The organism is Allobosea sp. Leaf344 (genome assembly GCF_001426225.1).
In the GTDB taxonomy this organism is placed as follows: Bacteria; Pseudomonadota; Alphaproteobacteria; order Rhizobiales; family Beijerinckiaceae; genus Allobosea.
On sequence record NZ_LMRT01000013.1, the window covers coordinates 300,069 to 312,193 of the forward strand.

15 protein-coding genes are annotated in these 12,125 nt (G+C 68.9%); 9 read left to right on the top strand and 6 right to left on the bottom strand.

The genetic code is table 11. The features are described 5' to 3' along the window. Nucleotides 1-14 precede the first annotated feature (14 nt). Together ASG72_RS10105 and ASG72_RS10110 are read right to left on the bottom strand one after the other, a co-directional pair. On the bottom strand, nt 15-599 hold the full coding sequence (locus ASG72_RS10105; RefSeq protein ID WP_056711673.1) for a nitroreductase family protein: 585 nt from the start codon (nt 597-599) through the stop codon (nt 15-17). A 168-nt stretch (nt 600-767) separates the two neighbouring features. Next, nucleotides 768-1,271, bottom strand: a complete 504-nt coding sequence (locus ASG72_RS10110; protein WP_162246226.1) for a CAP domain-containing protein — start codon at nt 1,269-1,271, stop codon at nt 768-770. A 368-nt stretch (nt 1,272-1,639) separates the two neighbouring features. Here ASG72_RS10110 and ffh point away from each other — a divergent pair, with 368 nt between their 5' ends. The 6 genes from ffh (at nt 1,640) to trmD (ending at nt 5,910) form a co-directional block, all read left to right on the top strand. After that, a complete protein-coding gene (ffh, locus tag ASG72_RS10115; protein ID WP_056711674.1) occupies nt 1,640-3,220 on the top strand; it encodes a signal recognition particle protein in 1,581 nt (526 codons plus the stop codon). Further along, complete coding sequence (locus ASG72_RS10120) at nt 3,217-3,480, top strand: hypothetical protein (protein ID WP_156395888.1); 264 nt, start codon at nt 3,217-3,219, stop codon at nt 3,478-3,480. Before ffh ends, ASG72_RS10120 begins: the two co-directional genes overlap by 4 nt. A gap of 60 nt (nt 3,481-3,540) precedes the next feature. Beyond that, the gene (gene rpsP / locus ASG72_RS10125) at nt 3,541-3,900 is read left to right on the top strand and encodes a 30S ribosomal protein S16 (RefSeq protein ID WP_056711678.1); all 360 of its coding nucleotides are present in this window, start codon (nt 3,541-3,543) and stop codon (nt 3,898-3,900) included. 128 nt (nt 3,901-4,028) lie between these two features. Further along, nucleotides 4,029-4,559: a ribosome maturation factor RimM gene (gene rimM / locus ASG72_RS10130; protein ID WP_244488763.1), complete on the top strand. Its 531-nt coding sequence runs from the start codon at nt 4,029-4,031 to the stop codon at nt 4,557-4,559. Continuing rightward, complete coding sequence (locus ASG72_RS10135; protein ID WP_056711680.1) at nt 4,552-5,214, top strand: HAD-IA family hydrolase; 663 nt, start codon at nt 4,552-4,554, stop codon at nt 5,212-5,214. The genes rimM and ASG72_RS10135 overlap by 8 nt, the downstream gene beginning before the upstream one ends. A gap of 3 nt (nt 5,215-5,217) precedes the next feature. Continuing rightward, nucleotides 5,218-5,910: a tRNA (guanosine(37)-N1)-methyltransferase TrmD gene (gene trmD / locus ASG72_RS10140; RefSeq protein WP_200939923.1), complete on the top strand. Its 693-nt coding sequence runs from the start codon at nt 5,218-5,220 to the stop codon at nt 5,908-5,910. Between the two features lie 1,186 nt (nt 5,911-7,096). Here trmD and ASG72_RS10145 read toward each other — a convergent pair. The 3 genes from ASG72_RS10145 to ASG72_RS10155 form a co-directional block, all read right to left on the bottom strand. Beyond that, entirely contained in the window at nt 7,097-8,236 is a 1,140-nt protein-coding gene (locus ASG72_RS10145; protein WP_156395889.1) for a PQQ-dependent sugar dehydrogenase, read from the bottom strand. 96 nt (nt 8,237-8,332) lie between these two features. Continuing rightward, on the bottom strand, nt 8,333-8,902 hold the full coding sequence (locus ASG72_RS10150) for a histidine phosphatase family protein (RefSeq protein WP_056711682.1): 570 nt from the start codon (nt 8,900-8,902) through the stop codon (nt 8,333-8,335). A 31-nt stretch (nt 8,903-8,933) separates the two neighbouring features. After that, nucleotides 8,934-9,908: a tripartite tricarboxylate transporter substrate binding protein gene (locus tag ASG72_RS10155; RefSeq protein ID WP_162246227.1), complete on the bottom strand. Its 975-nt coding sequence runs from the start codon at nt 9,906-9,908 to the stop codon at nt 8,934-8,936. Between the two features lie 148 nt (nt 9,909-10,056). Between ASG72_RS10155 and ASG72_RS10160 the strand changes: the two genes are divergently transcribed. Then, nucleotides 10,057-10,869, top strand: a complete 813-nt coding sequence (locus ASG72_RS10160) for a crotonase/enoyl-CoA hydratase family protein (protein WP_056711686.1) — start codon at nt 10,057-10,059, stop codon at nt 10,867-10,869. Nucleotides 10,870-10,872: 3 nt separating this feature from the next. Here ASG72_RS10160 and ASG72_RS10165 read toward each other — a convergent pair whose 3' ends face one another. After that, nucleotides 10,873-11,343 (bottom strand): YaiI/YqxD family protein, encoded by a 471-nt coding sequence (locus ASG72_RS10165; RefSeq protein WP_056711688.1) that lies wholly within the window; start codon nt 11,341-11,343, stop codon nt 10,873-10,875. A 104-nt stretch (nt 11,344-11,447) separates the two neighbouring features. Between ASG72_RS10165 and ASG72_RS10170 the strand changes: the two genes are divergently transcribed. Both ASG72_RS10170 and ASG72_RS10175 read left to right on the top strand, forming a co-directional pair. Then, entirely contained in the window at nt 11,448-11,708 is a 261-nt protein-coding gene (locus ASG72_RS10170) for a SemiSWEET transporter (protein WP_056711690.1), read from the top strand. A gap of 60 nt (nt 11,709-11,768) precedes the next feature. After that, a complete protein-coding gene (locus tag ASG72_RS10175; RefSeq protein WP_056711692.1) occupies nt 11,769-12,125 on the top strand; it encodes a DMT family protein in 357 nt (118 codons plus the stop codon).

Genomic DNA, 12,125 nt, shown 5'->3' on the forward strand with positions numbered 1-12,125 from the left:
TCCCCCTGGCCGGATCAGGCCGGCGGCCAGCTCTCGGTGAAGACGAAGCGCTCCACCGGCTTGCGGCTGCGCGCGGCGCGCTCGCGTTCGTCGAGCGGCGGGGGCAACTGCGAGGCCTCGCCGATCTGCCCCAGCGCGATGACGACGACGGGCTCGTGGCTCTCGGGCAGCGCGATCGCCGCGCGCAGCTTGTCGGCCGAGAAGCCCGCCATCTGATGCAGATGCAGGCCGAGCGCCATCGCCTGGATCGAGAGATGCGCGACGGATTGGCCGAGATCGTAGCGGCCATAGAGATTGGGGCTGCCATCCGCCTTGCTGCGCTCGGCGATGCCGACGATCAGATGCGGGGCGTGCTGGGCCCAGATCACGTTGCCCTGCGCCAGGCTCTCGACGATCCGCGCGAAGCCGGCGCTGCCATGGCTGGCATGGACGAAGCCCCAGGGCTGGAGATTGCTGGCCGAGGGCGCCCAGCGCGCCGCCTCGAACAGCGAGCCCAGGGTGGCGTCGTCGATCGCCCCGCCGGTGAAGGCGCGCGGAGACCAGCGTTCGGCGAGGAGGGGGAGGATCGGATGCTCGGTGGTCGCGGTCTTGGAGGTCATTTGCCTGCTGCTTTCGGCCGGCTCGTCCGGTCGGGCCTTCAGCAAGCCCGAGACGACCGGGGTTGTAAAGAGTATTGACGCTGCGTCATGGCTGCGACGCGCCCATGGCGCCGAGCCGGCGTCATGCGACGGGATGATGAGGCTTGCGACGCGGCCGACGCGATTCGGCTAGGAGCCGGCGGCCACGACCAACGTCCACCAGGCGCCATAGCTCGAATTCGGCGATTTGGTCAGCGCGATGCCGTAGCGGGTGACGTCGGGCAGGCGCAGATTGGCGTCATGGCCGGAGGAGGCGCGCCAGCCCGCCACCGCTTCCTCGGTGGAGAAATAGCCGGCGCCGAGATTCTCGGCGGCGCGGCCGGTGTTGAGCCTCGCCTGCTGGATGCGGCTGGTGAAGCTTCCGCCGACATCATGCGACAGGCTGTTGGCCGCCGCCATGGCGTTGGACTGGTACTGCGCCATCGCCGTCAGCTTCGGGTCCAGCCTGAGCGGCGGCAGGCCCTGGCTGGCGCGGTAGCTGTTGATCAGCCGGCCGGCCTGGACGGGATCGACCCGCACCGAGGCGAGGCGCTGGGCGGAGGAGGCGCTCATCGGGCCGGACGGCGCGACGGCACAGGCGGAGAGGGCGACCGAGGCGGCGAGCAGCGCGGCCGCGAGGAGAGGCTTTGTCATGAACGGTTCCGGGATCGGGGCGGGGACATGATGGAGCAACAGCATGAATCTGCTTAAGTTCCTGCGCCGTTAAGACCCGGCCCGGTTTTGTCGCGGGCGGCTGAATCCCGTCTCGCGGCGCGCGCATCGCCGGCGACGAGGCGGGCGGCCGCGGGCGCAACCTTGACTTTCGCCACAATCTTCCGCTTTAACCCCGGCATTCGTTTCGCCGACATCGTCGAGACCGCATCCGCCGACCGGGCCGCTCGCGAGAGCCTTCCGAGCCTGGAGGTCAACGCCCGACAGCGCGTCCGCGCCCTCGGGCGCGAAACCGTTTGGCGGGGTGGTCGCGGGGGTCGAGGTTTCCCGGGGCAAGCAAGCAGGTCCGCATGTTCGGCACTCTCAGCGACAGGCTATCCGGCATCCTTTCGGGGCTGACCCGCAGGGGTTCGCTGACCGAGGAGGACGTCAACGCCGCGCTGCGCGAGGTGCGCAAGGCGCTGCTCGAGGCCGATGTCGCGCTCGAAGTGGTGCGCAGCTTCACCGACAAGGTGCGCGAGCGCGCCGTCGGCGCCGAGGTGCTGAAATCGGTCACGCCCGGCCAGCAGGTCATCAAGATCGTCAACGACGTGCTGATCGACACGCTGGGCGGCGAGGGCGAGGGCATCACGCTCGATGCCGTGCCCCCGGTGCCGATCCTGATGGTCGGCCTGCAGGGCTCGGGCAAGACGACCTCGACCGCCAAGATCGCCAAGCGCCTGACCGACCGCAACAAGAAGCGGGTGCTGATGGCCTCGCTGGATACGCGCCGCCCGGCCGCGATGGAGCAGCTCGCCGTGCTCGGCCAGCAGGTCGGCGTCTCGACGCTGCCGATCGTCGCCGGGCAGACGGCCGTGCAGATCGCACGGCGGGCGATCGAGGCCGCCAGGCTCGGCGGCTATGACGTTGTGATGCTCGATACCGCCGGCCGCGTCACCCTCGACGACACGCTGATGGCCGAGGTCGCCGAGGTGAAGGCGGCGACGCAGCCGCATGAGGTGCTGCTCGTCGCCGATGCGCTGACCGGACAGGACGCCGTCAACACCGCGCGCGCCTTCGACGCCCGCGTCGGGCTGACCGGCATCGTGCTGACCCGCATGGACGGCGATTCCCGCGGCGGTGCGGCGCTGTCGATGCGCGCCGTCACCGGCAAGCCGATCAAGCTCGTCGGAACGGGCGAGAAGACCGACGCGCTCGAGGATTTCCATCCCTCGCGCGTCGCCAACCGCATTCTCGGCATGGGCGACATCGTCAGCCTGGTCGAGCGGGCGGCGGAGACGGTCGATGCCGACAAGGCGCAGGCGCTGGCCCAGCGGCTGGCCAAGGGCAATTTCGACCTGTCGGATCTGAAGACGCAATTGCAGCAGATGGAGAAGATGGGCGGCTTCGGCGGCGTGATGGGCATGCTGCCCGGCATGGGCCAGATGAAGCAGCAGCTCGCCAACGCCAAGGTCGACGACAAGATGATCGCGCGTCAGATCGCGATCATCAATTCGATGACGGCCGCCGAGCGCAAGAACCCGGATCTGCTCAAGAACAGCCGCAAAAAGCGCATCGCCGCCGGCTCCGGGACCACGCCCGAGGCGATCAACAAGCTACTCAAGATGCACCGGCAGATGGCCGACATGATGAAGCAGATGGCGCGGCAGAAGGGCGGCATGCTCGGCAAGCTCGGCTCGATGTTCGGGCTCGGCGGCGGCGGCATGGGCGGGCTGCCCGGCGGGCTCGACCCGTCGAAGATGGATCCGGCCCAGCTCGAGGCCCTGCAGAAGCAGCTCGGCGCCGGCGGCATGCCGGGCCTGCCGTCGGGCGGGTTTCCGGGCCTGCCCAAGGGCGTGACGCCGCCGGCCGGGATGATGCCGAAACTGCCGGGACTGGGTGGTTTGCCGGGGCTCGGGGGCTCCACCCCCTTCGGAGGCAAGAAAAAGTGACAAAACCCACCGAAATGCGCGTCGGCATGTTCGACGTGTTCAAGCAGGTCAAGGCCCGTCTCGACGACGCCAACCTCTCCTATGAAACCTCATCCTACCGGGACGACGCTTTCTCCTTCCTCGTGCATGCGCCGGGGGAATACTGGGAAATCGACGTTCTCGAGGACGGGTCCATCGATCTCGAAATCTTCACGTCGACCGGCATGAAGGACGATCCATGGGCCGCGATCGATCAATTGGTCGAAGACAACAAAGCCTGATTTCCCCCAACCGGTACCGGCCAGCGGCCGGTCCAGACCGAGCAAGCAAGGAAGACGAGCATGTCCCTCAAGATCCGCCTGACCCGTGGCGGCGCCAAGAAGCGCCCCTATTACCGCATCGTCGTCGCCGATGCCCGCTCGCCGCGCGACGGCCGCTTCATCGAGAAGATCGGCTCCTATGATCCGATGAAGGCCAAGGATTCGCCGGAGCGCGTGGTGCTCGACCTGGAGAAGGCCAAGGATTGGCTGGCCAAGGGCGCCCAGCCGACCGACCGCGTGCTGCGCTTCCTCGATGCCGCCGGCGTCGCCAAGCGCCCGGCGCGCAACAACCCGAACAAGGCCGTCCCGGGCGAGAAGGCCAAGGAGCGCGCCGAGAAGAACGCCGCCAAGAGCGCTGCGCCGGCCGACGCCGAGGCGTGAGCTGACGCCCCCCGGGCGATCCGGGCCGCGCTTTCAGGCGCGCGCCCGGCTTCCCCGGCATGCGCGGCCATTGTGAGGGGCGGCTGCTCCCGCGGATGGTCGCCCCCGATTCTGGCTGTGGAGCTTTCATGATGAGCCTGCCAGACAGCCTCGTCCTGCTCGGCGTCATCGGCGCCGCGCATGGCGTCAAGGGCGAGGTCAGGATCAAGGCCTTCACGGCCGATCCGCTCGCCATCGCCGATTACGGGCCGCTGACCGACGAGACCGGGCGGCTGCACGAGATCATCGCCGTGCGCCCCGCCAAGGAGGTGGTGGTCGCGCGGCTCGAGGGCGTGTCGAGCCGCGAGGCGGCCGAGGCGCTGAACGGCGTCAGACTGCATGTCGCGCGGGACAGGCTGCCGCCGCCCGAGGACGAGGACGAGTTCCTGCAGGCCGATCTGATCGGCTGCGCCGTCGTCGGGCCCGATGGCGCGGTGCTCGGCACGGTGACGGCGGTCGAGAATTACGGCGCCGGCGATTTGCTCGACATCGCGACGCCGGATGGGCGCTCCGTGCTGATGCCCTTCACCAAGGCCTTCGCGCCGCGCATCCTGATCGCCGAAAAGCGCATCGAGGCGCTGCCGCCCGCCGGCTTGTTCGAGGTCGAGGCCGATGAGTGAGGTCGGCGCGCTGATCTTCGACATGGACGGCACCATCGTCGACAATATGCGCTTCCATGACGACGCCTGGGAGATCTGGCACCGGGAGCAGGGGCTGCCGTTCCAGCGCGACGGCTTCTTCAAGGCGACGGCGGGCAAGGCCAATGCCGAGATCCTGGGCGGCTATTATCCGGATGCCGATGCCGAGACGATCCTGCGCCTGTCGGAAACCAAGGAAGAGCTCTACCGCGCCAATTACCGGCCGCATGTCGCCGCGCTCGCCGGGCTGCTCGATCTGATGGGGAGGGCCGAGGCGCAGGGCCTGCCGATGGCCGTCGCCTCCGCCGCGCCACCCGCCAATATCGACGTGGTGCTGGACACGCTGGGGATCCGCCGGCGCTTCGCCACCATCGTCTCGCCGAGCCAGGGCTTTCGCGGCAAGCCGCATCCCGACATGTTCCTGGCCGCGGCAGAGCGGATGGGCGTGCCGCCCGTGAACTGCCTGGTCTATGAGGACGCGCCGCTCGGCGTCGAGGCTGCACGGCGCGCCGGCATGCGCGCGGTCGCGCTGCTGACCATGCTGGACGCGGCGGATTTCGCCGGCTTCGACAATGTCATCGCCTGCGCCCGGGATTTCGCCGGGCTCGACGGGCTGCCCGCTCTGCGGGCGCGCTGAGCCATGGGTTTCCGCGCCACCGTCCTGACGCTCTATCCCGAGATGTTCCCGGGGCCGCTCGGGGCGTCGCTGGCCGGCGAGGGGCTGCGCAAGGGGCTGTGGAGCCTGGAAACCCACCAGATCCGCGATCACGGCATCGGCCGGCACCGCAATGTCGACGATAATCCGGCCGGTGGCGGGGCGGGGATGGTGCTGCGCTGCGACGTGCTGGCGGCGGCGATCGATGCGGCCGTGCCCGCCGGGGATGCGCGCCCGCGGCTCCTGATGTCGCCGCGCGGGCGGCGGCTCGACCAGAGCTTCGTCCGCGATCTCGTCGCCGGGGACGGCGCGGTGATCGTCTGCGGCCGCTTCGAGGGCGTCGATGAGCGGGTGATCGAGGGGCGGGGGCTCACCGAAGTCTCGATCGGCGATTACATCCTCTCGGGCGGCGAGATGGCGGCGATGGTGGTGCTCGACGCCTGCGTCCGGCTGATCCCCGGCGTGATGGGCAAGGAAGCTTCCGGCACCGAGGAGAGCTTCGAGAGCGGGCTTCTGGAATATCCGCATTACACGCGGCCGCGCGAATGGGAGGGGCGTGGGCTGCCCGAGGCGCTGCTCTCCGGCGATCACGCCCGCATCGCCCGCTGGCGGCGCGAGCAGGCCGAAGCCATAACCCGCGAACGCCGCCCCGATCTCTGGGCGGCGCACAAGGGGTGATGGCGGGTTCGAATCGTCATTGCGAGCGTAGCGAAGCAACCCAGAGTGCAGAGCTCGACGTCATTGGATTGCTTCGCTTCGCTCGCAAAGACGGATTGGGGGTGTCGCGAGGGGTGATGGCGGGCCGCAAAATCGTCATTGCGATCGCAGCGAAGCAACCCAGAGTGCAGGAGCTCGACGCCCCCCTAGGTTGCTTCGCTGCGCTCGCAATGACGTTTCTGGAGTGTCGCGAGGGGTTCTCGACACCGTCATTGCGAGCGTAGCGAAGCAACCCAGAGTACAGAGCTCGACGCCACTGGACTGCTTCGCTGCGCTCGCAAAGACGGGTTGGGGGTGTTGCCAGGGGTGATGGCGGGCCGCAAAATCGTCATTGCGAGCGCAGCGAAGCAACTCAGGATGACAGAGCTCGACGCCCCCTAGGTTGCTTCGCTGCGCTCGCAAAGACGGTTCTGGAGTGTCGCGAGGGGTTCTCGACATCGTCATTGCGAGCGCAGCGAAGCAACCCAGAGCGCAGAGCCCGACGTCACTGGATTGCTTCGCTTCGCTCGCAAAGACGGATTGGGGGTGTTGCCAGGGGTGATGGCGGGTTCGAATTGTCATTGCGAGCGCAGCGAAGCAACCCAGAGTGCAGGAGCTCGACGCCCCCCTGGGTTGCTTCGCTGCGCTCGCAATGACGGGTTGGGAGTGTCGCCAGGGGTTGATGGCGGGTTCTCAACATCGTCATTGCGAGCGCAGCGAAGCAACCCAGAGTGCAGAGCTCGACGCCCCCCTAGGTTGCTTCGCTGCGCTCGCAAAGACGGGTTGGGGGTGTTGCCAGGGGTGATGGTGGGTTCGCCCAATCGTCATTGCGAGCGAAGCGAAGCAACCCAGGCGCACGGAGCTCGACGCCCCCTAGGTTGCTTCGCTGCGCTCGCAATGACGGGTTGGGGGTGTTGCTAGGGGTGATGGTGGGTTCGCCCAATCGTCATTGCGAGCGAAGCGAAGCAACCCAGGATGACAGAGCCCGACGCCCCCCTGGGTTGCTTCGCTGCGCTCGCAAAGACGGTTCTGGAGTGTCGCGAGGGGTTCTCGAAACCGTCATTGCGAGCGAAGCGAAGCAATCCAGGATGACAGAGCTCGACGCCCTCCTGGGTTGCTTCGCTCCGCTCGCAATGACGGGCCGGGAGCGTCGCGAGGCCGACGCTGGCTACTGCGCCGGTCTGACCCGCAGCAGGCGGCCCTTCGCGTCGTCCGCCAGCAGATAGAGATAGCCGTCCGGCCCCTGGCGTACGTCGCGGATGCGCTCGCCCAGATCGGCCAGCAGCCGCTCCTCGCCCGTCACCGCTTCGCCGCTGGTCGAGAGGCGGATCAGCATCTGGCCGGCGAGGGCGCCGACGAAGAGGGAGTTCTTCCAGGCGGGCCAGCGCTCGCCCGTATAAAAGGCTGCGCCCGAAGGGGCGATCGAGGGATCCCAATAGAAGATCGGCTGCTCCATCCCGGCTTTCGCGGTGCCCTCGCCGATCTTGGCACCGGAATAGTCGATCCCATAGGTGATGACCGGCCAGCCATAGTTCAGCCCCGGCTGCGGCGTGTTGACCTCGTCACCGCCGCGAGCGCCGTGCTCCACGGTCCAGATCCGGCCGCTGCCGGGATGCAGCGCCGCGCCCTGCACGTTGCGATGGCCGATCGACCAGATCTCCGGCTGCCAGCCCGGCTTCTTCGGATTATCGGCGGGAACCGAGCCGTCCGGGCCGATGCGAACCAGCTTGCCGATGTGGTTCTGCGGGTTCTGGGCCTCGTCCTTATGCCCGAAGCGATCCCCCAGCGTGACGAACAGCGCGCCGCTCCGGTCGAAGACGAGCCGCGAGCCGAAATGCATCGAGCTGTTGATCGCCGGCATCTGCCGGAAGATGATCTGGACATCCTCCAGACCGGTGGCGTTCGCATTCAGCCGGCCGCGGCCGACGCTGGTGCCGTTGCCACCCTGGCGCGGCTCCGAAAAGGAGAAATACACCAGCCGGTTCTCCGCGAAACGGGGATCGACCACGATATCGAGCAGGCCGCCCTGCCCGCGGCCGGCGACATTGGGCAGGCCGGTGAGGGGGCGCGACAGCTGGCCCTGCGGCGTCACCAGGCGCAGCCGCCCCGGCCGCTCCGTGACCAGCATGCCGCCATCGGGCAGGAAGGCGAGGCCCCAGGCATGTTCGAGCCCGCTCGCCACAGTCTCGACGAGGAGGTCGCCGGCGGAGGAGGGGAAACGCTGCGGCTGCTGCTGTGCCTGCCCCGGGCTCGCGAGCGCGACGAAGAGGGCGGCCAGGAGCGCCAGGGGAGCGAGACGACGGGCCATGCGGAACTCCTGCTTCTTGATGCCTGGGGGAGGAGATGGCGGGTGGATGGGCCGCAGCCAAGCACGCGCCCGCGGACTCACGGCAAAGTGAGCCCGTCAGCGGGAGGCAATGCGCGCCACGGGGCGATGGTTCCCGTCGCCGTCCCGGGCCAGCACCACGATCTCGCCGGAGCGCGGAAAGATGCCGGTCAGCGCCGTGATGTTGACCTGATGCGTCACCATCACCACGGCCGCCGCATCGGCCGGAAGCGCTTGCAGCCGCCGCCTCAGCGCCGCCGTGGCGTTCTGCTGCTCGCCGCGCCGCTCGAAGAAGGAGTTCAGCGCCTCGGGGGCGTCGGCCACGGGACCGAGCGCCATCAGGGACGCGGTTTCGCGGGCGCGGCACCATTGGCTGGTGAGCACCTGCGACACGGCGATGCCGCGCTGCCGGAACGCCTCGCCGAGCGCGGTCGCCTGCGCACGCCCGGTAGGTCCGAGATTGCGCTGCGTCGCGCAATCCTCGAGCCGGAAGCCGGCAGGGTCCCCGGTGCCGGGGGCGTCGGCATGGCGCATCAGCGCGACGCTGCCTTGCTGCTTCAGCAGGCGCCAGCCCGCTTCCGCCGCGGTCTCGACCGCCTGGGCGGGGCCGGTGGCGAGCGCGACCAGCAGAGCGAGCGCGCCCCGCATCCCATGAGAGCGTGCCGGCCCGGCCATGCGGCTATTCCGGCTTCACCCCGGCCGCTTCGATAATGCCCTTCCAGGTCGCGATTTCCTGCTGGTGATAGGGCTTGAAGGCGGCGGGATCGCGGACCTTGAGCGTGAAGCCGAGCTTCAGGATCGCCTCGGTGACGGCCGGCTTGGCGATGGCGGCGATCGCCGAGCGGGACAGCGTGTCGAGCACCGGCGCCGGCGTCGCGGCCGGGGCGAAGAAGGCCGCCCAGGAATCGGCGTCGGCATCGCTCACACCCTGCTCCCGCAGCGTCGGGATGTCCTTGGCGCGCGGGTTGCGCTCCGGGCTGGCGAGCGCGAGTGCGCGCATCGAGCCGGCCTGGATCTGCGAGAGCACGCTGGGAAGCGTGGAATTGGCGATGTCGATGCGCCCGCCCACCAGCTCCTGCACCAGCGGCGCCGCGCCGCGGAACGGCACATGCGTCATCTTGATGCCGGTGCGCTGCATGAACAGCTCCATGGCGAGATGCGAGCCGGAGCCGACGCCCGTCGACCCGTAGTTCAGCTTGCCGGGCTCGGCCTTGGCCAGCGCCACGAGCTCGGCGATCGACTTGGCCGGCAGGTCGTTGCGGACGACGAAGGCATGTTCGAAGGCGCCGACGCCGCACAGCGGCGCGAAATCCTTGACTGCGTCATAGCCCGGCTCCTTCAGCAGGAACATGTTGTTGCCATGCGTCTGGTTGTTGCCGAAAATAATGGTGTGCCCGTCCGGATTGGCCCTGGCGACGGCGCGGGTCCCGACCGCGCCGGAGGCGCCGGCCCGATTTTCGACGATGACGTTCTGGCCGATCGAGCCTGCCATTTCCTGCGCCACCAGCCGCGCGATCGCGTCGGTGGGACCGCCGGCGGGATAGGGCACGACGAGCGTGATGACCTGCGAGGGGAAGCTCTGCGCCCGCAGGATCGTCGGGGCGAACACGGCCCCGGCCACCAGGCCGAGCGTGGAACGGCGGGTCAAACTCATCGATCTCTCCCTTTGGCCCGCTTTCGGCACGGGCTCGTGCCGGGCAGAGTTAAGGGCAAAGGCGCCATGCGTCCAGCCGCAGATGTGCCGCAGCCGCGAGGCGCTAGGCTGGGGTCCTCCGGCATCGCCAGCACAGGGAAACGCAGCCATGGCCATCCGCATCGAGCGATCCGGCAAGGTCGCCACCGTGATCCACAGCCGCCCCGAGGCGCGCAACGCCATGGATCCCGACAGCGCCGAGGCGCTGACGCAGGCCTTCCTCACCCTGGATCGCGACAGCGAGGTCTCCGCCATCGTGTTCTGGGGGGAGGGCGGGGCCTTCTGCGCGGGCTGGGACCTGAAATACGCTCAGGCCTTCACCGAGCCCGACCGCTTCCGGAGCGAGATCGTCGAGGGGCTCGCCTTTCCCGCGGGCGACGGGCCGGCGCCGCGCGGGCCGATGGGGCCGTCGCGGCTGGAGATGTCGAAGCCGGTGATCGCCGCCGTCGAGGGGCCGGCCGTGGCCGGCGGCATGGAGCTGGCGCTGTGGTGCGATGTCCGGGTGCTGGCGGAGAGCGCGTTCTTCGGGGTGTTTTGCCGCCGCTGGGGCATTCCGCTGATCGATGGCGGAACGGTGCGCCTGCCGCGCCTGGTCGGGCAGGGGCGGGCACTCGAGATCATCCTGACCGGGCGCAAGGTCGAGGCGCAGGAGGCGCTGCGGATCGGGCTCTGCGAGCAGGTCGTCGCCGATGGCGCGGCGCGGGCCGCGGCGGAGGCGATGGCGCAGCAGATCGCCCGCTTTCCGCCGGGCGCCATGCTGGCCGACAGGCGCAGCACCATCGCCGGCCATGGGCTGCCGCTGCGCGAGGCGCTGGCGCGGGAATGGGCGGGCGGCGTCGCGACGATCGGGTCCGAGGGCGCCGCCGGCGCGGCCCGCTTCGCGAGCGGCAAGGGCCGGGGCGGCGATTTCTCGGATATCTGAGCGTCAGGCCGCGAAGCCGGCGCGTTTCAGCCGCTGGATCGCGAGGTCGAGCGCCTGCAGGAAAGCCGAGCGGTCCTTCGGCGCGAAGGGCCGCGGCCCGCCGGAGGCGGCGCCCATCGCGCGCAGATCCTCCATCATGTCGCGCGTCGCCAGCGCCATGCCGATGGAGGCATCGGTGAAGGGCTTGCCGGTGTGGCCGATGACGTCGGCGCCCGCCCTGATGCAGCGCGCGGCGAGCGGGATGTCGCCGGTGACGACGATCGCGCCGCGGGCCGCGCGTTCCGCGATCCAGTCATCGGCGGCGTCGAACCCGTCGGAGACGATGACGCGCTGGATCCAGGGCTCGCGCGGGACCGCCATGAAGCTGTTGGCGACGACGAAGACCGTGATCCCGTGCCGTTCGGCGACCCGGTAGATCTCCGGCTTCACCGGGCAGGCATCGGCATCCACGAAGATCTGAATCGGGTTCGTCATGCCGCGAGCCTATAGCATGGCGCGGGTGCGCAATGGCGATTGCACGCGGCCCGGTGCAATGTCATCGCAACGGCGCCATCGCCCGTGATTCCGGAAGCCTTCCCATGTCCCCCCTCCTGATCGAGATCCTCGGCTTCGCCGCCGCGACGCTGACCACTTTGTGCTGGGTGCCGCAGGCCCTGCAGACCATCCGGACACGGGATACGCGCGCGATCTCGCTCTCGGCCCAGGGCTTCTTCGCGCTCGGGATCATCCTGTGGCTGGTCTATGGGCTGCTGCTGATGTCCTGGCCGCTGATCCTGGCCAATGCGATCACGCTCTGCCTGATCCTGATCATCCTGGGCATGAAACTCCGCTATGGCTGAGCGCCCCTGTCCCCATACGGGACAGCGCCCTATCCTCCGCCGTGCCGTCCGGGACCGATCATGCCAGCCATCACCGCCGCCCATATCCTGCCGATCCTGATGCTGCTCGGCTCGAACCTGTTCATGACCTTCGCCTGGTACGGGCATCTCAGCTACAAGAGCACCGCGATCTGGCTCGCCATCCTGGCGAGCTGGATGATCGCGCTGCCGGAATACATGCTCGCCGTGCCCGCCAACCGCATCGGCTCATCCGTCTATTCCGCGGCGGAGCTGAAGACGATGCAGGAGGTGATCACGCTCGTGATCTTCGCGGGGTTCTCGGTGTTCTGGCTGAAGCAGCCGCTGAGCTGGCACCATGGCGCGGGCTTCGTGCTGATCGCGGCCGGCGCGGCCATCATCTTCCAGGCAAAGGCATGA